The 23,134-nt window shown below is 69.4% G+C and carries 20 protein-coding genes; 14 read left to right on the forward strand and 6 right to left on the reverse strand.

All coding sequences use genetic code 11. From position 1 onward, the window contains the following. Positions 1–3: 3 nt before the first annotated feature. Positions 4–921: a carbohydrate kinase family protein gene (locus tag ACWFRJ_RS25515; protein ID WP_453535265.1), complete on the reverse strand. Its 918-nt coding sequence runs from the start codon at positions 919–921 to the stop codon at positions 4–6. Positions 922–1,120: 199 nt separating this feature from the next. On the opposite strand from ACWFRJ_RS25515, the gene ACWFRJ_RS25520 reads away from it, so the two are divergent. Beyond that, positions 1,121–1,540, forward strand: a complete 420-nt coding sequence (locus tag ACWFRJ_RS25520; protein WP_453535268.1) for a Rieske (2Fe-2S) protein — start codon at positions 1,121–1,123, stop codon at positions 1,538–1,540. A gap of 52 nt (positions 1,541–1,592) precedes the next feature. Here the strand turns inward: ACWFRJ_RS25520 and ACWFRJ_RS25525 are convergent, their stop codons facing one another. Then, entirely contained in the window at positions 1,593–2,540 is a 948-nt protein-coding gene (locus ACWFRJ_RS25525) for a hypothetical protein (protein ID WP_453535270.1), read from the reverse strand. 230 nt (positions 2,541–2,770) lie between these two features. Between ACWFRJ_RS25525 and ACWFRJ_RS25530 the strand changes: the two genes are divergently transcribed. From ACWFRJ_RS25530 to pgi, 13 genes are all read left to right on the forward strand, one after another. Further along, positions 2,771–3,442 (forward strand): papain-like cysteine protease family protein, encoded by a 672-nt coding sequence (locus ACWFRJ_RS25530; RefSeq protein ID WP_453535273.1) that lies wholly within the window; start codon positions 2,771–2,773, stop codon positions 3,440–3,442. Between the two features lie 5 nt (positions 3,443–3,447). Then, on the forward strand, positions 3,448–4,287 hold the full coding sequence (locus tag ACWFRJ_RS25535) for a hypothetical protein (protein ID WP_453535733.1): 840 nt from the start codon (positions 3,448–3,450) through the stop codon (positions 4,285–4,287). Positions 4,288–4,404: 117 nt separating this feature from the next. Further along, the gene (gene uvrC / locus ACWFRJ_RS25540; protein ID WP_453535276.1) at positions 4,405–6,519 is read left to right on the forward strand and encodes an excinuclease ABC subunit UvrC; all 2,115 of its coding nucleotides are present in this window, start codon (positions 4,405–4,407) and stop codon (positions 6,517–6,519) included. After that, the gene (gene rapZ, locus ACWFRJ_RS25545; RefSeq protein ID WP_453535278.1) at positions 6,516–7,451 is read left to right on the forward strand and encodes an RNase adapter RapZ; all 936 of its coding nucleotides are present in this window, start codon (positions 6,516–6,518) and stop codon (positions 7,449–7,451) included. Before uvrC ends, rapZ begins: the two co-directional genes overlap by 4 nt. Further along, positions 7,448–8,455 (forward strand): gluconeogenesis factor YvcK family protein, encoded by a 1,008-nt coding sequence (locus tag ACWFRJ_RS25550; protein ID WP_453535281.1) that lies wholly within the window; start codon positions 7,448–7,450, stop codon positions 8,453–8,455. The genes rapZ and ACWFRJ_RS25550 overlap by 4 nt, the downstream gene beginning before the upstream one ends. Next, entirely contained in the window at positions 8,446–9,435 is a 990-nt protein-coding gene (whiA, locus tag ACWFRJ_RS25555; RefSeq protein WP_383282218.1) for a DNA-binding protein WhiA, read from the forward strand. The genes ACWFRJ_RS25550 and whiA overlap by 10 nt, the downstream gene beginning before the upstream one ends. Before the next feature lie 160 nt (positions 9,436–9,595). Beyond that, positions 9,596–12,568, forward strand: coding sequence for a M14 family zinc carboxypeptidase (locus tag ACWFRJ_RS25560; RefSeq protein ID WP_453535286.1), 2,973 nt, complete (start codon positions 9,596–9,598; stop codon positions 12,566–12,568). 189 nt (positions 12,569–12,757) lie between these two features. After that, complete coding sequence (gene gap, locus ACWFRJ_RS25565) at positions 12,758–13,768, forward strand: type I glyceraldehyde-3-phosphate dehydrogenase (protein WP_453535289.1); 1,011 nt, start codon at positions 12,758–12,760, stop codon at positions 13,766–13,768. A 111-nt stretch (positions 13,769–13,879) separates the two neighbouring features. Beyond that, positions 13,880–15,091, forward strand: coding sequence for a phosphoglycerate kinase (locus ACWFRJ_RS25570; protein WP_453535293.1), 1,212 nt, complete (start codon positions 13,880–13,882; stop codon positions 15,089–15,091). A 6-nt stretch (positions 15,092–15,097) separates the two neighbouring features. Continuing rightward, the gene (gene tpiA, locus ACWFRJ_RS25575; protein ID WP_453535296.1) at positions 15,098–15,874 is read left to right on the forward strand and encodes a triose-phosphate isomerase; all 777 of its coding nucleotides are present in this window, start codon (positions 15,098–15,100) and stop codon (positions 15,872–15,874) included. Between the two features lie 124 nt (positions 15,875–15,998). Continuing rightward, complete coding sequence (gene secG / locus ACWFRJ_RS25580; RefSeq protein WP_383283369.1) at positions 15,999–16,229, forward strand: preprotein translocase subunit SecG; 231 nt, start codon at positions 15,999–16,001, stop codon at positions 16,227–16,229. A 193-nt stretch (positions 16,230–16,422) separates the two neighbouring features. Then, the gene (locus tag ACWFRJ_RS25585; RefSeq protein ID WP_078077905.1) at positions 16,423–16,758 is read left to right on the forward strand and encodes an RNA polymerase-binding protein RbpA; all 336 of its coding nucleotides are present in this window, start codon (positions 16,423–16,425) and stop codon (positions 16,756–16,758) included. Between the two features lie 190 nt (positions 16,759–16,948). Next, on the forward strand, positions 16,949–18,601 hold the full coding sequence (pgi, locus tag ACWFRJ_RS25590) for a glucose-6-phosphate isomerase (protein WP_453535301.1): 1,653 nt from the start codon (positions 16,949–16,951) through the stop codon (positions 18,599–18,601). A gap of 66 nt (positions 18,602–18,667) precedes the next feature. Here the strand turns inward: pgi and pgl are convergent, their stop codons facing one another. Genes pgl through tal form a run of 4 tightly spaced genes read right to left on the reverse strand, consistent with a single transcriptional unit; the run spans position 18,668 to position 23,113 of the window. Further along, complete coding sequence (gene pgl / locus ACWFRJ_RS25595) at positions 18,668–19,447, reverse strand: 6-phosphogluconolactonase (protein ID WP_453535304.1); 780 nt, start codon at positions 19,445–19,447, stop codon at positions 18,668–18,670. Then, the gene (opcA, locus tag ACWFRJ_RS25600) at positions 19,444–20,469 is read right to left on the reverse strand and encodes a glucose-6-phosphate dehydrogenase assembly protein OpcA (RefSeq protein WP_453535307.1); all 1,026 of its coding nucleotides are present in this window, start codon (positions 20,467–20,469) and stop codon (positions 19,444–19,446) included. The genes pgl and opcA overlap by 4 nt, the downstream gene beginning before the upstream one ends. Beyond that, positions 20,466–21,989: a glucose-6-phosphate dehydrogenase gene (zwf, locus tag ACWFRJ_RS25605; RefSeq protein WP_453535310.1), complete on the reverse strand. Its 1,524-nt coding sequence runs from the start codon at positions 21,987–21,989 to the stop codon at positions 20,466–20,468. Before zwf ends, opcA begins: the two co-directional genes overlap by 4 nt. Before the next feature lie 5 nt (positions 21,990–21,994). Beyond that, the gene (tal, locus tag ACWFRJ_RS25610; protein WP_453535313.1) at positions 21,995–23,113 is read right to left on the reverse strand and encodes a transaldolase; all 1,119 of its coding nucleotides are present in this window, start codon (positions 23,111–23,113) and stop codon (positions 21,995–21,997) included. Between the last annotated feature and the right edge of the window lie 21 nt (positions 23,114–23,134).

The raw sequence follows: 23,134 nt of genomic DNA on the forward strand, positions 1-23,134 counted from the left end.
GCCTCAGCCCAACTCCTTCGCGTACGGCGGTTCCGCCCCCGCGCGGGACACGGTGACGGCCGCCGCGCGTGCCGCGAAGTTCAGGACCTCGCCCCAGTGGTCCGCGCCGAGCCCGGCGAGGGACTCCGTGGACAGCGCGTCCCGTGCGGAGAGTCCGTGCAGCAGGGCCGCGTTGACCGTGTCGCCCGCGCCGATGGTGTCCACCACGTCGACCTGCTCGCCCGGCACCGACCACTCCCCGCCGTCCCGTGTGAAGACGGTGAGCCCCTTGCCGCCCCGCGTGACCACCACAGCGCCGGGGCCGGACGCGAGCCACTCCCGCGGAGTCCCGCCGAGCCAGCTCGCGTCGTCCTCCGAGAGCTTGAGCAGCGAGACCGACGGCAGCCAGCTCTTGAACCGGGCACGGTAGGCGTCCGCGTCCGGGATCAGGCCCGCCCGGATGTTGGGGTCGAGCGCCGTGAAGACGCCCCGGGCCGCCTCCCGGCGCATCAGCTCCTCGTAGGCGCTCGCGCCCGGTTCGAGGACGAGCGAGCACGTGCCGAACGACACCGCCGTCACGTCGTCGGACAGCCGCTCCGGGGCCGTGAAGAGCCGGTCCGCCGTGCCCTCGACGTAGAAGGAGTAACCGGCGGAGCCGTCCGCGCCGATCGAGGCGACGGCGAGCGTCGTCGGCTCGGCGCCCCGCTGTACGGACGAAACGTCGACACCTGCGGCCCGCAACCCGCCGACCAGCGCGTCACCGAACGCGTCCGCCGAGATCCGGGAGAGGAAGGCGACGGGGGAGCCGAGGCGGCCGAGTGCCACCGCGGTGTTGTACGGACCGCCGCCGAGCCGCGGGGCGAGGGAGGGCAGCCCGGTACCGGCATCGGCGGAATCCTGCGGGACGAGGTCGATCAGGGCCTCTCCGGCGACGACTATCACGGGTGGTTCCTCTCGGCTCTGCGCTCTCGGCCGGCGGCTCTGCGCTCGTACTCCCCGGCTTTCGCCACAGGCTAGGGCTTGTGGGCGGGCTCGGCCCGACACGGGCGGTACTCGGGCACGGCCGCGCCCAACGCGGGCACGCGGCGCCCCACCGGTATGGTCTGATCCGTAACCGAAGCGCCTGACCTGTGGAGATTCCATGCCCGGTACGCCGCCCCCCGCCCGTCGCACCGTGCTGCGCGCCGCCGCCCTCGTGCCGGCCGCCGGTCTGGGGATCACGGCCTGCTCGTCCGGCGGCGACGGCGGCTCCAACCGTTCGGCGCCGACAGCGCCGACGGACATCGGTGCGGCCGACGAGGTGAAGGTGGGCGCCTCGAAGCTCTACACCGACGAGAACGTGGTCGTGAGCCGCATCTCGGACGACGAGTACAAGGCGTTCAGCACGATCTGCACGCACGCCAAGTGCCCCATCAACAAGCTGGAGGGGCACAAGCTCATCTGCCCCTGCCACGGAAGTCAGTTCGACGCTACGAACGGCAAGGTGCTGCACGACCCGGCCGTCAACCCGCTCTCGGAGCTGCCGGTCAAGGTGGAGAAGGGCAAGATCATCGCAGGCTGACGACCGGCGTGCCCGTCCGCTCCGAGTCCGACGCTCGCTCCCACTCCGATGCTCACTCCCAGTCCCACGCGATCCCCAGGATCCCCGCCCGCACCTGCGGCTCCACGAGGTGCACGGACCGATGGCTGCCGCTCAGCGTCAGCTCCTGGCGCCCGCCGCGCGGTGCGGCGGCCGAATGCTGGGCGAAGCGGTGGCAGCGTACGGGCAGCGCACCTTCGTCGAACCGCACCTGGAGCGCGTACTGCCCGCCCGCGAAGGTGAAGCCCCGGAAGTACTCGGTGGCCGTCCCCGCGGTGCCGTCCTCGAAGCCGTACCGGAACAGATGTGTGTCACCCGCGCGCAGGCGCGAGTCGAAGAGCAGTTCGGCGACGAGCACCCCCGTCTCGTGGTGCCACCGCACGCGACCCGTGCGGCAGTTCTCCAGGGCGTGGACGCCGACGCGTTCCGGTGCGCAGCCGGGGTCGCCGCGGTAGATCGCGAGGTAGCGGTCCACGGCGTCCCGGTGGGCGCGCACGACGTGCTGCGAGTCGCGGCCGAGCAGCTCGCGGCGCCCGCCGATCCGCACCCGCTCGTGGTGGCCGACGGTGTGCAGGCCGCCGTCGAGCGGTGATCCGAGCCCGGTGATCAGGTCCTGGAGGACGTCGGACCCTTCGAGCAGGGAGCGGTAGGAGCGGGCGGCGGGGCGTTCGCAGTCGGGGTGTCCGGAGGACTTGGCGAGGAGCCGGATCAGTGACTCCTCGGGGAGTTCGAGGATTTCCTCCAGGGCGCGCACGGCACGGAGCGACTCGGTGCGCTGCGGGCGCCGCGCACCCTGCTGCCAGTAACTCAGGCTTGTCACACCTACGTTGACGCCCTGGCGCGCGAGATGATGCCGTACGCGTTGCAGGGGAAGGCGCCGTGCGGCGATCGCGGCCCGCAGCGCCACGTGGAAGGGGCCGGTGCGCAGCGCGGCCTCCAGGTCAGCGGGTGCGCCGTCCGCGAGCTGTGTGCCGTGCCGCATCGCAAGGCCCTTCTGTGAACATTCACATCGGCCGTCCGGGCATACGCGCCGGTCGGACCGGGCCACCAGGTGGGCGTACGAGGGGTGTTCACATCCGTACGCCGCCGTTCACGGCCCAAGTAATCCCGCATTGAACCTTGTTGACCTGCACCGGACAACACTCGATGCTCAATCGCAGCGTCCGGACGCGCTCCTCCACCACCCCACACCCCCCGCTCGGGAGGAACGCGATGCGCCATAGAAGCAGTGAGTGCAGTAAGTACAGCGGACGCAGACGGTTGTCCGCACTCGCCGTCGTGGCGGCGGCCCTGGTGGCCGCGCCGGCGGCCACGGCTACGGCCGCCCCCGAAATATCCTCGTCCAGCGCGGTGCGCGCCGTCGACGCGACCGGCCCCTCAGCCCCCGCGGACCCCTCGCTCCTCGCCGCCAAGCGCCTGAACATCACGATGCAGGCCCAGCAGAAGACCAACTGGTGCTGGGCCGCGTCCGGGAACACGATCGCCGCCTTCTACGGCAAGAACTACAGCCAGAACCAGTTCTGCAACGCCGCCTTCGGGCGGGGCCAGAACACCGAGTGCCCCAACTCGCAGGCCACGCTCGGCGACGTGCAGAACGGTCTCGACTGGGCGGGCATCAGCGCCGGTTCGTACGTCAGCGGCTGGCTGCGCTACCCGACCGTGCAGGCCGAGATCAACGCGGGCCGCCCGGTCGAGACCCGCATCCAGTGGTCGAACGGCGGCGGCCACATGCACGTCCTCTACGGGTACGACGACGCGAGCAGCTGGGTCTACTGGGGCGATCCGTGGCCGTCCAACGACCGCTACAACTGGGCCTCGCACAGCTGGTACGTCAACAACAACACCTTCTCCTGGACCCACTCGCTGTACCGGATCGGGGCGTGAGCGCGATGACCCGTCACCTTCCTCTGCCTCCCTCCCGTCGTCTCCCGAGGGCGGCACTCGCCGGGTCGGCCGCCACGCTGCTGCTCGGCCTCGCGGCGCCGTACGCCTCCGCGGACCCCGGGCCGTCCGCCGCTTCCCGGGACGCGGCCCACGAGGCCGCGAGCGCTCCCAGGACCCTCGACACGCTCTCCCGCTTCTTCGCACGTGAGGGGGCCGTCAGCAAGGCGGCGGCGGACCCGCGTGTGCGGGGCGACGCCGTGCCCGTGCGCTATCTCTCCCCGGAGTTCGTCGCCGGAGAGAAGGGCGCGCCGGTCGCCCGCGTGGAGTTCCTCGCCAGCAAGGCGGTCTCATCCGACGGGCAGGAAGCCTCCTTGTGGACGGTGAAACAGGGAGGCTCCTGGAAGGTCGTGAACATCGCCACCGGGGACGACGAGACGCACTACGCGCGCGTGGGCGCCGACAAGCTCCCCGGGGGCACCGTCTTCCACGAGCCGCAGATCAACGCCTGGTACGTGCAGGGGCGGGGGCGGGTCCTTCCGCTGAACGCGGACGCGGTGCGTGCCGTGGGCTCGGACGGGGCCTCGGTCGCCGCCTATCAGAAGCGTGTGCACGCTGCGTACGCCGACAAGCTGCCCGGCTCGGCGTACGCGAAGTCCGGCAAGGCGGGGGGCTTCGCCCCGAAGGAGCGGAAGGAGCCGGTCGCGCAGCCCCCTGCGGCTCCGGTTGAGGCTTCGGCCGAGGGGCCCGTCACGGTTGCCTCCTCCGTGGCCGGAGCGGGGGCCCTGGTCGCCCTCGGCCTCTCCGGGGCGGCCGTCCTGCGACGTCGCGTCAGGCAGCGCGGCTGAGCTGCTCCCCGGCCTGTAGGGCCGGGAGCTTCCCCACCCGACGCCCCCGACGGAGGGTGGGGAAGGCAGGCCCCCTCAAGACCCTGACTGTCAGCCCCCGCCAGTAGGGTGTGGAGCATGGCAGACCCCTCCAGCTACCGCCCCAAGCCGGGACAGATCCCCGACTCGCCGGGGGTCTATCGGTTCCGCGACGAACACCGCCGGGTGATCTACGTGGGCAAGGCCAAGAGCCTGCGCCAGCGCCTGGCCAGTTACTTCCAGGACCTCTCGAATCTGCACCCGCGCACCGCCACGATGGTGACGACGGCAGCCTCCGTCGAGTGGACGGTCGTCTCCACCGAGGTAGAGGCGCTGCAGCTCGAATACTCCTGGATCAAGGAATTCGACCCCCGGTTCAACGTCAAGTACCGCGACGACAAGAGCTATCCGTATCTCGCGGTGACGATGAACGAGGAGTTCCCGCGCGTGCAGGTGATGCGCGGCCAGAAGAAGAAGGGCGTCCGCTACTTCGGCCCTTACGGCCACGCGTGGGCGATCCGCGACACCGTGGACCTCCTCCTGCGTGTCTTCCCGGTCCGCACCTGCTCGGCGGGAGTCTTCAAGAACGCCGAGCGCACCGGCCGCCCCTGCCTCCTCGGCTACATCGGCAAGTGCGCGGCGCCCTGCGTCGAGCGCGTCTCCCCGCAGGAGCACCGCGAACTCGCCGAGGACTTCTGCGAGTTCATGACCGGCCGCACGGGGGCTTACATCCGCCGCGTCGAGCGGCAGATGGCCGAGGCCGCCGAGGACATGGAGTACGAGAAGGCGGCCCGCCTGCGCGACGACGTCGGGGCCCTCAAGAAGGCCATGGAGAAGAGCGCCGTCGTCCTCGCCGACGCCACGGACGCCGACCTCATCGCCCTCGCCGAGGACGAGCTCGAAGCGGCCGTCCAGATCTTCCACGTCCGTGGCGGCCGCGTGCGCGGTCAGCGCGGCTGGGTCACCGACAAGGTCGAGGCGGTCACCAGCGGTGACCTCGTCGAGCACGCCCTCCAGCAGCTCTACGGAGAGGAGAGCGGGGACTCCGTACCGAAGGAAGTCCTCGTCCCCGCGCTGCCCGAGCCCGTAGAGCCCGTCCAGGAGTGGCTCACCGAGCGCCGTGGTTCGAACGTCTCGCTGCGCATCCCGCAGCGCGGCGACAAGAAGGCGCTCATGGAGACCGTGGCGCGCAACGCGCAGCAGTCCCTCGTCCTTCACAAGACCAAGCGCGCCTCCGACCTCACGACCCGCTCGCGCGCCCTGGAGGAGATCGCGGAGGCGCTCGAACTGGACAGCGCCCCGCTGCGCATCGAGTGCTACGACATCTCGCACCTCCAGGGAGACGACGTCGTGGCCTCCATGGTCGTGTTCGAGGACGGCCTCGCACGCAAGAGCGAGTACCGCCGCTTCCAGATCAAGGGCTTCGAGGGCCAGGACGACGTCCGCTCCATGCACGAGGTGCTCACGCGCCGCTTCAAGCGCTACCTCTCCGACAAGCAGCAGACGGGGGAGTGGGACCCCGAAGAGGCCGGCGGGACCGGCGGAGCGGGCCGGTCCGGCGAGATCGACGCGGCGAACGGCGAGGTGACCGCCGAGACGAACAGCCGCACCGAGGAGGACGGCCGTCCCAAGCGCTTCGCCTACCCGCCCCAGCTCGTCGTCGTGGACGGCGGCCAGCCGCAGGTCGCGGCGGCCCAGCGGGCCCTCGACGAGCTCGGCATCGACGACATCGCGGTCTGCGGCCTCGCCAAGCGCCTCGAAGAGGTCTGGGTGCCCGGCGACGACGACCCGGTGATCCTGCCGCGCACCAGCGAAGGCCTGTACCTTCTCCAGCGGGTACGCGACGAGGCGCACCGTTTCGCGATCACGTATCAGCGGGCCAAGCGGGCCAAGCGCTTCAAGGCCGGACCGCTGGACGCCGTGCCGGGCCTCGGTGACGCGCGCAAGCAGACGCTGATCAAGCACTTCGGTTCCGTGAAGAAGCTGCGGTCCGCGACAATCGAGCAGATCTGCGAGGTTCCGGGCATAGGCCGCAAGACGGCCGAGTCGATCGTCGTGGCCCTGGCCGGAGCCGTACCCGCCGGACCCGCCGTGAACACGGCGACCGGAGAGATCATTGAAGAAGAGGAGCCCGCGAGCGCGGGAGCCGCGGGCGACGGCGAGGATCCCGTGACCGCGGGCACCTCAGAGGAACGACGGGGGCAGGAGACATGACCACCGAGCACGACGAAGGCGGCGAGCAAGTGAGTACGGGCACGACCATCACGCCAGGTGAGACCGCCGAAGTGGTTCCCGAGCTGGTGATCATCTCCGGCATGTCGGGAGCCGGACGCAGCACCGCGGCGAAGTGTCTCGAGGACCTCGGCTGGTTCGTCGTCGACAACCTGCCGCCCGCGCTGATCCCCACCATGGTGGAGCTCGGCGCCCGCTCGCAGGGGAACGTCGCCCGCATCGCGGTCGTCGTCGACGTCCGCGGCCGCCGCTTCTTCGACAATCTGCGCCAGTCCCTCGCGGACCTGGAGGCCAAGCACGTCACCCGCCGGATCGTCTTCCTGGAGTCCTCGGACGACGCCCTGGTCCGCCGCTTCGAGTCGGTCCGCCGCCCCCACCCGCTGCAGGGCGACGGCCGCATCGTCGACGGCATCGAGGCCGAGCGCGAGCTCCTGCGCGAGCTGCGCGGCGACGCCGACCTGGTGATCGACACGTCCAGCCTGAACGTGCACGAGCTGCGCGCCAAGATGGACGCCTCGTTCGCGGGCGACGAGGAGCCCGAGCTGCGGGCCACCGTCATGTCCTTCGGCTTCAAGTACGGCCTGCCGGTCGACGCGGACCTCGTCGTGGACATGCGCTTCCTGCCCAACCCCCACTGGGTCCCGGAGCTGCGCCAGTACACCGGGCTCAACGAGGAGGTGGCGGCGTACGTCTTCAACCAGCCGGGCGCCAAGGAGTTCCTCGACCGGTACGCCGAGCTGCTCCAGCTCATCGCCGCGGGCTACCGCCGCGAGGGCAAGCGTTACGTGACGATCGCGGTCGGCTGTACGGGTGGCAAGCACCGCTCCGTCGCCATGTCGGAGAAGCTCGCAGCGCGCCTCGTCTCCGAGGGCGTCGAGACCGTCCTCGTCCATCGGGACATGGGGCGCGAGTGAAGTCCTCCCTGCGGCTGAACCGCCTGGGCCGCAAGCGGGGCGCTCAGCCCAAGGTCGTGGCGCTCGGCGGCGGGATGGGCCTGTCCGCCTCGCTCGCCGGTCTTCGCCGCATCACCGGTGACCTCACCGCCGTGGTCACCGTCGCCGACGACGGCGGCTCCAGCGGGCGGCTCCGCGACGAACTGGGCGTCCTGCCCCCGGGCGACCTGCGCAAGGCGCTCGCCGCCCTGTGCGGCGACGACGACTGGGGCCAGACGTGGAGCCGCGTCATCCAGCACCGCTTCCAGTCCAAGGGCGATCTGCACGAACACGCGGTCGGCAATCTGCTGATCGTCGCCCTGTGGGAGCAGCTCGGCGATCACGTCCAGGCGCTCGACCTGGTCGGCAAGCTGCTCGGCGCGCACGGGCGCGTGCTGCCCATGTCCGCGGTCCCGCTGGAGCTCCAGGCCCTGGTCAAGGGGCACGACCCGGAGCGCCCGGACGACGTGGACACGGTGCGCGGGCAGGCCACGGTGGCGCTCACCCCGGGTGAGGTGCAGTCCGTGCACGTGGTCCCGCGCGACCCGCCGGCCGTCCCCGAAGCGGTCGCCGCCGTGCTCGACGCGGACTGGGTGGTGCTCGGTCCGGGCTCCTGGTTCTCGTCCGTGATCCCGCATCTGCTCGTCCCCGAACTGCTCGACGCGCTCATCCAGACGAAGGCCCGCAGGGTGCTCTCGCTGAACCTCGCGCCACAACCCGGTGAAACAGATGGGTTCTCTCCGCAGCGTCATTTGGAGGTTTTGGCCCGACACGCCCCTAAACTCGCCCTGGACGTGGTGCTGGCCGACGACGCCGCCGTGCCCGACCGTGAGTCACTCACCGATGCCGCCAAGCGGCTCGGCGCCACGGTCGAGCTGGCGCCGGTGGCCAGGCAGGATGGCACTCCGAGGCACGATCCGGAGCTCCTGGCCACCGCGTACGACCGTATTTTTCGGATGCATGGAAGGATCGGCCCATGGCGATGACGGCAGCGGTGAAGGACGAAATCTCCCGGCTTCCCGTCACCCGGACCTGCTGCAGAAAGGCAGAGGTCTCGGCCATCCTGCGCTTCGCGGGCGGCCTTCACTTGGTGAGTGGCCGCATCGTGATCGAGGCGGAGCTGGACACGGCGATGGCCGCACGGCGGCTGAAGCGGGACATTCTTGAGATTTTCGGACACAGCTCGGAGCTGATCGTGATGGCTCCCGGCGGGCTGCGGCGCGGCTCGCGCTATGTCGTACGGGTCGTGGCGGGCGGCGATCAGCTGGCCCGGCAGACGGGCCTCGTGGACGGCCGAGGCCGCCCCATCAGAGGCCTGCCGCCACAGGTGGTCTCGGGGGCCACCTGTGACGCCGAGGCGGCGTGGCGCGGGGCGTTCCTCGCGCACGGCTCACTGACCGAGCCGGGGCGCTCCTCGTCCCTCGAGGTGACCTGCCCGGGTCCTGAGGCGGCCCTCGCGCTCGTCGGCGCCGCGCGCAGGCTGCAGATCGCGGCCAAGGCGCGTGAGGTGCGCGGCGTGGACCGCGTCGTCGTCAGGGACGGGGACGCGATCGGCGCCCTGCTCACCCGGCTCGGCGCCCACGAGTCCGTGCTCGCCTGGGAGGAGCGGCGGATGCGGCGCGAGGTGCGCGCCACCGCCAACCGCCTGGCCAACTTCGACGACGCCAACCTGCGCCGCTCGGCCCGCGCGGCCGTCGCCGCCGGTGCCCGCGTGCAGCGTGCCCTGGAGATCCTCGGCGACGAGGTCCCCGAGCACCTCGCGGCGGCCGGACGGCTGCGCATGGACCACAAGCAGGCCTCCCTGGAGGAGCTCGGCGCGCTCGCCGAGCCCGCGCTGACGAAGGACGCGGTCGCGGGCCGCATCCGCCGCCTTCTCGCCATGGCGGACAAGCGGGCGCAGGACCTCGGGATCGCGGGCACGGAGTCCAATCTGAGCGAGGAGCTCGCCGACAACATGGCGGTCTGACCGTCGTCGTACGGCACGCAAGCCGCCGGGGCCGCCAAGGCCCCGGCGGCTTCTTTGCGTCCCTTTTCGTGTCGCCCTTCACGCCATATTGACATGATCATGAAGTGTCACGAGCCTGGCGTCCGCACACAAATGTGCTGGACAACCGCAAGGGGGGCTCATGAGACGAAGAGTGAGATCCAGAGCCGGTTTCAGATCGGTCGTCGCCGCGGGCGCGCTGCTCGTCGGCGGGCTCGTCGCCGTGCCGCACGCCCAGGCCGACAGCGGGGCGAAGGCCCCGGCCACCGACGATCCGGCGGCCGTGAAGGTCTACGAGGCCCAGGTCAGCAAGAAGCAGATCCCGATCCTCATCGAGGCGGGCCAGGACGCCCACGAGCTCGCGGGACAGGCCCCCGAGCGCGGCACCGCCCGCGTCGAGGTCTATCTGACGAAGGCGCAGGCCAAGGGCGTCGAGCGCGAGGGCGTCGAGCTCACCGAGCAGAAGGTCTCCGCACGTACGGAGCAGAAGCTGAAGGCCGCGGGGGACGGCGTCTTCAGGCCGTACAGCGGCAAGGGGGGCCTGAAGGAGGAGATCGTCAAGACCGGTCAGGCCCACCCCGGGCTCACCAAGGTCGTCTCCATCGGCAAGACGCTCAAGGGCCAGGACATCCTCGCTCTGAAGCTCTCCAAGGGTGCGAACAAGTCCAAGGACGGCTCCAAGCCGTCCACGCTCTACATGTCCAACCAGCACGCGCGCGAGTGGATCACCCCCGAGATGACCCGCCGCCTGATGCACCACTACCTCGACAACTACGGCAAGGACCAGCGCATCACGAAGCTCGTGGACTCCACCGAGCTGTGGTTCGTGCTCTCCGCCAACCCCGACGGCTACGACTTCACGCACGCCGCCGACGGCGACCGCCAGTGGCGCAAGAACCTCCGCGACATCGACGGCGACGGCAAGATCGCGGCGGGCGACGGCGTCGACCTCAACCGCAACTTCGCCTACAAGTGGGGCTACGACAACGAGGGTTCGTCCCCCGAGCCGTCCTCGGAGACCTACCGGGGCGCGGGCCCCATGTCCGAGCCCGAGACCAAGGCGCTCGACCGCTTCGAGAAGCGCATCGGCTTCACGTACGGCATCAACTACCACTCGGCGGCCGAACTGCTCCTCTACGGAATCGGCTGGCAGGTCGCCACGCCGAGCCCGGACGACGTCCTCTACAAGGCGCTGAACGGCACCCCGGAGAAGCCCGCCGTCCCCGGCTACCACCCGCAGGTCTCCTCGGAGCTCTACACCACCAACGGCGAGGCGGACGGCCACGCGGGCAACGTGAACGGCATGTCGATGTTCACGCCGGAGATGTCGACCTGCCAGACGGCCTCGAACATCGACCCGAACGACGCCTGGAAGCCCGAGGACTGCGCCTCCATCTTCACCTTCCCGGACGACGAGAAGCTGATCCAGCAGGAGTTCGCGAAGAACGTGCCGTTCGCGCTCGCCGTCGCCGAGACCGCGCTCCACCCCGACCAGCCGGTCTCCGTACCCGGCATCGAGGCCCCCGACTTCACGCCGGACGCCTTCACCGCCTCGTACGCGCGCGGAGCGGACCAGGAAGTCGCCGTCACCGCCCGCAAGTCGGTGCGCGACAAGGAGCTCAACTACCGCGTCAACGGCGGCCGTACGCACGACGAGAACCTCAAGGCCTGGAAGGGCGGCGAGACGTACGGCGGTGAGGACAACCTCCACTTCGACCAGTACCGCGCCGAGGTCGAGGACGCCCGCGTGGGCGACAAGGTCGAGGTGTGGTTCACCGGCCGCAACAAGAAGGGGCGTACGGAGAGCCCGCACTTCACGTACACCGTGACCGAGCGGGCGAAGGCCAACACCCTCGTCGTGGCCGAAGAGGGTGCCGCCGCGACCCAGGCCCAGAAGTACGTGGACGCCCTCAAGGCCAACGGACGTTCGGCCGTCGTCTGGGACGTCGCCGAGCAGGGCGCTCCGCACCCGCTGGGCGTCCTGTCGCACTTCTCCGCGGTCGTCCACTACACCGGCGACCCGGTACCGGGGGCGGCCACCCAGCTCGCCCTGCGCGCCTACCTCAACGAGGGCGGCAAGCTGATCGAGTCCGGCGAGCGCACCGGCGGAAACGTGGACCTCGGGGGCGCGCTCTCCGACGACTTCGCGCAGTACTACCTCGGTGCGTACGAACGCCTCTCCGCACCCGGCGCCACCAGCTTCGCCGGCAGCGGCGCGCTCGACGGCGTGAAGGCGTCGCTGGGCGCCGCCGACGCCAACCCCCTGGACAAGGCGGGCCGTTTCACCGTCACGTCCGACAGCCTGCCCGCCGACAAGTTCCCGCAGTTCAAGAGCGCGGCGGCAGGCAGCTACCCCGGCCTCACCAACCCCTACGCACCCTTCGAGGGCCAGGGCATGGCATCGGCGACCCACGCCGACCAGGACTGGAAGCGCCTGACCCACACCATCGACCTGACCGGGGTCACGGCCGCGGACAAGCCGGAGCTGCGGTTCGCGCTCAACTGGAACCTCGAGAACGGCTACGACCACGGCGTACTGGAGGCGCACACCACCGGCGCCGACGACTGGACCACGCTCCCGGACACGAACGGCAACTCGTCTGCGGCCGTGCCCGCCGAGTGCGGGGCCGGGTTCTTCATCAACGGCCACCCGTTCCTGCGCCACTACCTGACGCAGTCGGCCACCGGCTGCACGGCGAGCGGCACCAGCGGCGCCTGGAACAGCTTCACGGGATCCTCCGGCGGCTGGAAGCCCGTCTCCTTCGACCTGAGCGCCTACGCGGGCAAGAAGGTCGAGGTGTCGCTCAGCGCCATCACCGACCCCTCCAGCGGGGGCCGCGGACTCTTTGCCGACAACGCGCAGGTTGTGGTAGGGGGCAACGCGACGGAGACGGAGGGATTCGAGGCCTCTCTGGGCACCTGGGCGGTCGCTCCGGCGCCCGCCGGAAGCGCCAACATCACGGGTGACTGGGCCCGTACGGGCGAGCTCTACAAGCCCCATGCGGCCGTCACAGCGCGTGACAGCGTGCTCCTCGGCTTCGGGTTCGAGCATGTACCCAACAGTGCCGAGCGGACTGCTCTTATGGGCGCCTCCCTTGCACATCTGCGCCGCTGACGCTGCGTAGTCGGGAGCGTGATCCCGGTGGCTCGTACTTCCTACTCGGGGGTACGGGCCGCCGTGCTGTTCGGACCCCCTGTCGATGTCACCCAAAGGCCATCAGAGAGGTAGGGTCGGAGGCGGTCGGGGACATCCCATACATCTCGCCGGCGTCTGAAACCGGCGTACCAACGAGGAGATCGGTTCGTGACGATCCGCGTAGGCATCAACGGCTTCGGCCGCATCGGGCGCAATTACTTCCGAGCGCTGCTTGAGCAGGGTGCGGACATCGAGATCGTGGCTGTCAACGACCTGGGTGACACCGCGACTACGGCTCACCTCCTGAAGTACGACACCATCCTGGGCCGCCTCAAGGCCGAGGTGTCGCACACCGAGGACACCATCACGGTCGACGGCCACACCATCAAGGTGCTGTCCGAGCGCAACCCCGCCGACATCCCGTGGGGCAAGCTCGGCGTCGACATCGTGATCGAGTCGACCGGCATCTTCACCAAGAAGGCCGATGCCGAGAAGCACATCGCCGGTGGCGCCAAGAAGGTCCTCATCTCGGCTCCGGCCAAGGATGAAGACATCACCATCGTGATGGGCGTCAACCAGGACAAGTACGACGCGGCCAACCACCACGTCATCTCGAACGCCTCTTGTACCACCAACTGTGTGGCGCCGATGGCGAAGGTTCTCGACGAGAACTTCGGCATCGTCAAGGGCCTGATGACGACGGTGCACGCGTACACCAACGACCAGCGCATCCTGGACTTCCCGCACTCGGACCTGCGTCGCGCCCGCGCCGCCGCCGAGAACATCATTCCGACCACGACCGGTGCCGCCAAGGCCACCGCTCTGGTCCTTCCGCAGCTCAAGGGCAAGCTCGACGGCATCGCGATGCGCGTCCCGGTCCCGACCGGCTCCGCCACCGACCTCGTCGTCGACCTGCAGCGTGACGTCACCAAGGACGAGGTCAACGCCGCGTTCAAGAAGGCCGCCGACGACGGCGACCTCAAGGGCATCCTCTTCTACACCGAGGACCCGATCGTGTCGTCCGACATCGTGAGCGACCCGGCCTCCTGCACCTTCGACTCCTCCCTGACCATGGTCCAGGAGGGCAAGACGGTGAAGATCCTCGGCTGGTATGACAACGAGTGGGGCTACTCCAACCGCCTCGTCGACCTCACGGTCTTCGTCGGCGGTCAGCTCTGATCACCAGAGCAGGCACCTCGATGTAAGCACTGGGTCCGGACCACGCGATACTGCGTGGTCCGGACCCTGTTGCACGTCATCAGCCCTCTTAAGGAGTCCTGGAGTCCAGCCATGAAGACGATCGACGAACTTCTCGCCGAAGGGGTCGAGGGCAAGCGGGTCTTCGTCCGCGCCGACCTCAATGTGCCGCTCGCCGACGGCACCATCACCGACGACGGCCGCATCCGCGCCGTCCTGCCGACCGTCACCAAGCTCGCGGGCGCGGGCGCCAAGGTGATCGTCGCCTCGCACCTCGGCCGCCCCAAGGGCGCCCCGGACCCGGTGTTCTCGCTCCTGCCCGCCGCCGAGCGTCTCGGTGAACTCCTCGGCAAGCCCGTGGCGTTCGCCCAGGACACCGTCGGCCCCGCCGCGCACGACGCGGTGGACGGTCTCGAGCCCGGCCAGGTCGCCGTCATCGAGAACCTCCGCTTCAACGCGGGCGAGACCAGCAAGGACGACACCGAGCGCGGCGAGTTCGCCGACCAGCTCGCCGCCCTCGCCGATGTCTACGTGGGTGACGGCTTCGGTGCCGTGCACCGCAAGCACGCCTCCGTGTACGACCTTCCGGCGCGCCTTCCGCACTACGCGGGCTACCTCATCGCCACCGAGGTCGGCGTCCTGAAGAAGCTCACCGAGGACGTCAAGCGCCCGTACGTCGTCGCGCTGGGCGGCGCCAAGGTCTCCGACAAGCTGGCCGTCATCGACCAACTGCTCGGCAAGGCCGACCGTCTCCTGATTGGTGGCGGCATGGCGTACACCTTCCTCAAGGCCCAGGGCCACGAGGTCGGCTCCTCCCTCCTCCAGGAGGACCAGGTCCCGACCGTCAAGGAGTACATCAAGCGCGCGAAGGAGAGCGGCGTCGAGCTGGTCCTCCCCGTCGACGTGCTGGTCTCCCCCGAGTTCCCGGATCTGAAGACCAAGGCCCCGTCCCACCCCACCACAGTCGCCGCGGACGCCATCCCGGCCGGCCAGGGGGGTCTCGACATCGGCCCCGAGAGCTGCAAGCTCTACGCATCGAAGCTCGCCGACGCGGCCACCGTCTTCTGGAACGGTCCGATGGGTGTCTTCGAGCACCCCGACTACGCCGAGGGCACCAAAGCGGTCGCCCAGGCCCTCCTCGACTCCGAGGCCTTCACGGTCGTCGGCGGTGGCGACTCCGCCGCGGCCGTACGGATCCTCGGCTTCGACGAGAACGCATTCGGCCACATTTCCACCGGCGGCGGCGCCTCCCTCGAATACCTCGAGGGCAAGACGCTCCCCGGCCTCGCCGCACTGGAGAACTGACACCTGATGACTACGCGTACCCCGCTGATGGCGGGCAACTGGAAGATGAACCTCAACCACCTCGAGGCCATCGCACACGTCCAGAAGCTCGCCTTCGCCCTTGCCGACAAGGACTACGACGCCGTCGAGGTCGCCGTCCTGCCCCCCTTCACCGACCTGCGTTCGGTGCAGACCCTGGTCGACGGCGACAAGCTCAAGATCAAGTACGGCGCCCAGGACATCTCGGCGCACGACACCGGTGCGTACACCGGCGAGATCTCGGGCCCGATGCTCGCCAAGCTGAAGTGCACGTACGTGGCCGTGGGCCACTCCGAGCGCCGTCAGTACCACGACGAGACCGACGAGATCTGCAACGGCAAGGTGAAGGCCGCCTACAAGCACGGCCTGACCCCGATCCTCTGCATCGGCGAGGGCCTGGACATCCGCGAGGCCGGCGAGCAGATCCAGTACACCCTCGCCCAGCTCGACGGCGGTCTGAAGGACCTGCCCGCCGAGCAGGCCGAGTCCATCGTCATCGCCTACGAGCCGGTGTGGGCCATCGGCACCGGCAAGGTCGCGACTCCCGAGGACGCCCAGGAGGTGTGCGGCGCGATCCGCGGCCGCCTCGCCGAGCTGTACTCGCAGGAGCTCGCCGACAAGGTGCGCATCCAGTACGGCGGCTCCGTGAAGTCCGGCAACGTGGCCGCGATCATGGCGCAGCCCGACGTCGACGGTGCCCTCATCGGCGGCGCCGCGCTCGACACGGACGAGTTCGTCAAGATCGTCCGGTTCCGCGACCAGTGAGTATGCGGTAGCGCCGATACGTCGTACCCTTGCGGGGGCCGGGCGGCTTCTCACTCAGAGGCACCGGCCCCCGTCGTCGACAGAGAATCGATTCAGATCCGAGGAAGTTGGTCCAGCTGTGGTTATGGGGTTCTCGATCGCCCTCATCGTCTTCAGCCTGCTGATGATGCTGCTGGTGCTGATGCACAAGGGCAAGGGCGGCGGTCTCTCCGACATGTTCGGTGGCGGCATGCAGTCGTCCGTCGGCGGTTCCTCCGTCGCCGAACGCAACCTCGACCGCATCACTGTCGTGGTCGGTCTTTGCTGGTTCGCGTGCATCGTCGTGCTCGGCCTGTTGATGAAGGTGAACAACTGACCGCGAAAGCGGCTTGATTGCCACCTTGCGAAAGCTTCGCTTAAAGCCCCATGTACGGTGCGCGCCGCACGGCGCGGATTATCATGGGGCTTGCGTGTCGGGGTGAGGGTGTAACTCCGAACACTGGACGCGCGTTGGGCCTTACGTAGACTGAGGCGCCCGCAGCAGCACCATCACGCAGGGAGTTACGACCGTGGCAAGTGGCAACGCGATCCGTGGAAGTCGGGTCGGGGCGGGCCCGATGGGCGAGGCCGAGCGCGGTGAGTCCGCGCCGCGACTGCGCATCTCCTTCTGGTGCTCCAACGGACACGAGACGGTGCCCAGCTTCGCCAGCGACGCGCAGGTTCCCGATACTTGGGACTGCCCCCGCTGCGGCTTCCCCGCCGGTCAGGACCGGGACAACCCGCCGGACCCGCCCCGCACCGAGCCGTACAAGACGCACCTGGCGTACGTACGGGAACGGCGCAGCGACGCGGACGGCGAAGCGATTCTCGCGGAGGCGCTTGCCAAACTGCGGGGCGAGATCTAGAGCGTATGAAGGCCGGACATCCGACGATGTCCGGCCGCTGTGCTTTTCGCATGACGTTTCGCATGGCGTTTACCGGCGCGTGTCCGGACAGACAGCTTCAGAGATCTCATATCGGGCCCTGATCAATTAGGTTGGAACGTGCAGCGGGGCAAGGTACGTACACAGGTACGAGAGAAGGCTGAAGTCCGAGATGAACGCAGAAAGCCGCGCCAGGCTCAACCAGACGACTGAATGGGCGGCGCTCAGCAAGCACCGTGAGCAGCTCGGGGATGTGCAGCTTCGTGAGCTGTTCGCCAAGGATCCGGCGCGCGGCACCGGCTACACGCTCCAGGTCGGTGACCTGCACATCGACTACTCCAAGCACCTCGTCACCGACGAGACGCTGACGCTCCTGCGCGAGCTCGCCGCGGCCACCGGCGTCTTCGGCCTGCGGGACGCCATGTTCCGTGGCGAGAAGATCAACACCACCGAGGACCGCGCCGTCCTGCACACCGCGCTGCGCGCCCCGCGCGACGCGGAGGTCGAGGTCGACGGCGAGAACGTGGTGCCCGCCGTGCACGCCGTGCTCGACAAGATGGCCGTCTTCGCGGACAAGGTCCGCTCCGGCGAGTGGACCGGGCACACCGGCAAGCGCATCAAGAACATCGTCAACGTCGGCATCGGCGGCTCGGACCTCGGCCCCGCCATGGCGTACGAGACGCTCCGGTCCTTCACCGACCGCGACCTCACCGTGCGCTTCGTGTCGAACGTCGACGGCGCCGACCTGCACGAGGCCGTGCGGGACCTGGACCCGGCCGAGACGCTGTTCATCATCGCCTCGAAGACGTTCACCACGATCGAGACGATCACGAACGCGACCTCCGCGCGCGACTGGCTCCTGGCGGGCCTGCGCGCCGACCAGAGCGCGGTCGCCAAGCACTTCGTGGCCCTGTCGACGAATGCCGAGAAGGTCTCCGACTTCGGCATCGACACGGCCAACATGTTCGAGTTCTGGGACTGGGTCGGCGGACGCTACTCGTTCGACTCGGCGATCGGTCTCTCGCTGATGATCGCCGTCGGCCCGGACGCCTTCCGCGAGATGCTCGACGGTTTCCACCTCGTCGACGAGCACTTCCGCAACGAGCCCGCCGAGTCCAACGTGCCGCTGCTCCTTGGCCTGTTGGGCATCTGGTACGGCAACTTCCACGACGCCCAGTCGCACGCCGTCCTGCCGTACTCGCACTACCTCTCCAAGTTCACCGCCTACCTCCAGCAGCTGGACATGGAGTCCAACGGCAAGTCCGTCGACCGTGACGGCGAGCCGGTCGACTGGCAGACGGGTCCTGTGGTCTGGGGCACGCCGGGCACCAACGGGCAGCACGCGTACTACCAACTCATCCACCAGGGAACGAAGTTGATCCCGGCCGACTTCATCGGCTTCGCCGAGCCCGTCGCCGATCTGCTGCCCGGCCTCGTCGGCCAGCACGACCTCCTGATGGCCAACTTCTTCGCGCAGACGCAGGCGTTGGCCTTCGGCAAGACGCCCGACGAGGTGCGCGGCGAGGGTGTGGCGGACGAACTCGTCCCGCACAAGACGTTCAAGGGCAACCACCCGACGACGACGATCCTGGCCAAGGAACTGACGCCGTCGGTTCTCGGTCAACTCATCGCGCTCTACGAACACAAGGTGTTCGTGCAGGGCGCCGTGTGGAACATCGACTCCTTCGACCAGTGGGGCGTCGAGCTCGGCAAGGTCCTCGCCAAGCGCATCGAGCCCGCCCTGACCGAGGGCGCGGACGTGCCGGACCTCGACGGTTCGACGACGGCACTCGTCGCCAAGTACCGCACCCTGCGCGGACGTTGATCCGCTGAAAACAGTAGGGCCCGGTCCGCCGAGAGGCGGACCGGGCCCTACTGCTGTGCGAGCCGATCAGGGAGAAGCCGGCGGATACAGATCGCGCGGCAGCTGCGAGGCCGCGGCGGCGTCGAGCAGCCACAGCGTCCGCGCCCTGCCGTACGCGCCCGCAGCGGGGGCCTGTACCTCGCCCGCGCCCGACAGGGCGATCGCCGCGGCGTTCGCCTTGTCCTCGCCCGCGGCGAGCAGCCACACCTCACGTGCCGCCCGGATCGCCGGGAGCGTGAGCGTGATGCGCACGGGCGGCGGCTTGGGCGCGCCGTGCACGCCGACCACCGTCCGCTCGCTCTCGCGGACCGCGGGCAACTCCGGGAAGAGCGAGGCGACATGGGTGTCCGGGCCGACGCCGAGCATCAGCACGTCGAACGTCGGCACCGGGCCGTGGTCCTCGGGCCCCGCAGCAGCGGTGAGCTCGGCCGCGTATATCCCGGCCGCCGCGTCCACCTCGTACGCACCGTCCGACGCGGGCATCGGATGCACCCTGGCCGGGTTCAGGGGCACCGAGTCGAGCAGTGCCTCCTTGGCCTGGGTGTAGTTGCGCTCCGGGTCGCCGTCCGGCAGGAAGCGCTCGTCGCCCCACCACAGGTCGAGGCGCGACCAGTCGATCGCGTCCTTCGCAGGGGACGAACTCAGCGCCGCGAGCAGGCCGTTGCCGTTGCGGCCACCGGTGAGGACCACCGACGCGTAGCCGCGGGCGGCCTGCGCGTCGACGATCTTCGTGATGAGGCGGGCCGCCGCGGCCTGCGCCATCAGCTCCTTGTCGCGGTGGACGACCAGCTGCGGGGCCGCGGTCACTTCGCCGCCGCCTTCTTGGCCGCGGTCTTCTTCGCCGGAGCCTTCTTGGCCGCCTCGGCGGGCTCCTCCACTGCGGGGACCGACGTCTCCTCCGCCGGCTCGCCCAGGCGGTCCACGCCGAACTTCAGCGCGGACGCGTAGGTGTCGTCCGGGTCGAGACGGCGCAGCTCCTCGGCGATCAGCTCGGCCGTCTCGCGGCGCTTGAGCGCCACCGCGCGGTCGGGCTGCCCCTGGATGGAGAGCGTGGCGAGCGAGCCGTCGGCCCGGCCGAGCACGATGGGACCGCAGTCGGTGTCCATGCGCACGCCGGTGAGCCCTGGACCCGCGGAGAGCGAACGCTTCACGGGGACGTGGAGCCGGTCGGCGAGCCACATGGCGAGCAGCTCGCAGCTCGGGTTGAACTCCTCGCCCTCCACCTCGACCGACGTCACCCGGCAGGTGACCTGGTCGAGAGCCGCCGCGAGCATCGAACGCCACGGCGTGATCCGGGTCCAGGACAGGTCCGTGTCGCCGGGGTGGTAGGCCTCGGCGCGCGCGGTCAGCTCGTGGATCGGCTGCTCGGCGGCGTACGTGTCCGTGACGCGGCGCTGGGCGAGCGCGCCGAGCGGGTCCTTGGCCGGGTTGAGCGGCGCGTTGACCGGCCACCACACGACCACGGGGGCGTCGGGGAGCAGCAGCGGCAGGACGACCGACTGGGCGTGGTTGATGACCTCGCCGTACAGCCGAAGGACCACTGTCTCGCCGGTGCCCGCGTCCGCGCCGACCCGTACCTCGGCGTCGAGGCGCGACGTCGTGCGGTCGCGGGGCGAGCGCGCGGCGCGCTTGATGACGACCAGCGTGCGCGAGGGGTGCTCGCGGGACGCTTCGTTGGCCGACTTCAGGGCGTCGTAGGCGTTCTCCTCGTCGGTGACGATGACGAGGGTGAGCACCATGCCGACGGCCGGGGTGCCGATCGCCCTGCGCCCCTTGACGAGGGCCTTGTTGATCTTGCTGGACGTGGAGTCCGTAAGGTCGATCTTCATGGGCGACGCCAGCTCCGTCCGTCTCGTGCGAGCATTTCGTCCGCCTCGGACGGGCCCCAGGTCCCGGACGGGTACTGCGCGGGCTTGCCGTGCTTGTCCCAGTACTCCTCGATCGGGTCGAGGATGTTCCAGGAGAGCTCGACCTCCTCCGTGCGCGGGAAGAGGTTGGCGTCGCCGAGCAGGACGTCCAGGATCAGGCGCTCGTACGCCTCCGGGCTGGACTCGGTGAAGGACTCGCCGTACGCGAAGTCCATCGACACGTCGCGGATCTCCATCGAGGTGCCGGGCACCTTGGAGCCGAACCGGACCGTGATGCCCTCGTCGGGCTGGACGCGGATGACGATCGCGTTCTGGCCCAGTTCCTCCGTCGCCGTGTGGTCGAAGGGGGAGTGGGGCGCGCGCTGGAAGACGACCGCGATCTCCGTGACGCGTCGGCCCAGGCGCTTGCCGGTGCGCAGGTAGAACGGGACGCCCGCCCAGCGGCGGTTGTCGACGCCCAGCTTGATGGCCGCGTAGGTGTCGGTCTTCGACTTGGGGTCGATGCCCTCTTCCTGGAGGTAGCCGACGGCCTTCTCGCCGCCCTGCCACCCCGCGGCGTACTGTCCGCGGACCGTGCTCTCGCCGAGGTCCTTGGGCAGCCGAACGGCGCCGAGCACCTTCGCCTTCTCGGCCACGAGCGCGTTCGCGTCGAAGGAGGCGGGCTCCTCCATCGCGGTCAGCGCCATCAGCTGGAGCAGGTGGTTCTGGATGACGTCACGGGCGGCGCCGATGCCGTCGTAGTAACCGGCGCGACCACCGATGCCGATGTCCTCGGCCATCGTGATCTGGACGTGGTCCACGTACGACCGGTTCCAGATCGGCTCGAACATCTGGTTGGCGAAGCGGAGCGCCAGGATGTTCTGGACGGTCTCCTTGCCGAGGTAGTGGTCGATCCGGAACACCTGGTCCGGGGCGAACACCTCGTGCACGATCGAGTTGAGGTCCTTGGCGGACGCCAGGTCGTGCCCGAAGGGCTTCTCGATGACCGCACGGCGCCAGGAGCCCTGCGGGGCGTCGGCGAGCTCGTGCTTCTTGAGCTGCTGGACGACCTGCGGGAAGAACTTCGGCGGCACGGAGAGGTAGAAGGCGAAGTTGCCGCCCGTGCCCTGTGCCTTGTCGAGGTCCTGGATGGTGGCCTTGAGCTGCTCGAACGCGGCGTCATCGTCGAAGTTGCCCTGGACGAAGCGCATCCCCTGGATGAGCTGCTGCCAGACCTCTTCACGGAACGGCGTACGCGAGTGCTGCTTGACCGCGTCGTGGACGACCTGGGCGAAGTCCTCGTCCTCCCAGTCGCGGCGGGCGAAGCCGATGAGCGAGAAGCCCGGCGGCAACAGGCCTCGGTTGGCGAGGTCGTAGACAGCGGGCATCAACTTTTTACGGGACAAATCGCCCGTGACGCCAAAGATGACCAGGCCCGACGGCCCCGCGATACGCGGGAGCCGTCGGTCTGCGGCGTCACGCAGCGGATTGCTGCTTGACAAAGTGGTCAGCCCTTCGAGGGAGCGAGGCGCTTGAGCTCGGCCTCGGTCGACTTGAGCAGGTCGTTCCAGGAGGCCTCGAACTTCTCGACGCCTTCGTCCTCCAGCAGCTGTACGACCTCGTCGTACGAGATGCCGAGCTTCTCGACGGCCTCGATCTCGCCGCGCGCGGCGTCGTACGTGCCGGCGACGGTGTTGCCGGTGATCTGGCCGTGGTCGGCGGCGGCCTCGAGGGTCGCCTCCGGCATGGTGTTCACCGTGTTCGGCGCGACCAGGTCGTCGACGTACAGGGTGTCCTTGTACGCCGGGTCCTTGACGCCGGTGGAGGCCCACAGCGGACGCTGCTTGTTGGCCTGCGCCTTGTCGAGCGCGGCCCAGCGGTCCGAGGAGAAGACCTCCTCGTACGCCTCGTACGCGAGACGGGCGTTGGCGAGGGCGGCCTTGCCCTTGGCGGCCTTGGCCTCGTCCGTGCCGATGCCGTCGAGGCGCTTGTCGATCTCGGTGTCCACGCGGGACACGAAGAAGGACGCCACCGAGTGGATCGTGGAGAGGTCGAGGCCCGCGGCCTTCGCCTTCTCCAGGCCCGCCACGAACGCGTCCATGACCTCGCGGTAGCGCTCGAGCGAGAAGATCAGCGTCACGTTCACGCTGATGCCCTTGGCGATGACCTCGGTGATCGCGGGCAGGCCCGCCTTCGTCGCCGGGATCTTGATGAGCGTGTTCGGGCGGTCCACCAGCCACGCGAGCTGCTTGGCCTCGGCGATCGTCGCCTGGGTGTTGTGGGCCAGGCGCGGGTCGACCTCGATCGACACGCGGCCGTCCTGGCCGCCCGTCGCGTCGAAGACCGGGCGCAGGATGTCGGCGGCGTCACGGACGTCCGCCGTCGTGATCATGCGGATGGCCTCTTCGACGGTGACCCCGCGGGCGGCGAGGTCGGTGAGCTGCTGCTCGTAACCGTCACCGCTGCTGATGGCCTTCTGGAAGATCGAGGGGTTCGTCGTGACGCCCACGACATGGCTCTGGTCGATCAGCTCGGCGAGGTTGCCGGACGTGATCCGCTTGCGCGACAGGTCGTCCAGCCAGATCGCGACGCCTTCGTCGGAAAGGCGCTTGAGTGCGTCTGTCATGAGGATTGCATCTCCTACTAG

The sequence above is a fragment of the Streptomyces sp. NPDC055239 genome (genome assembly GCF_053606205.1).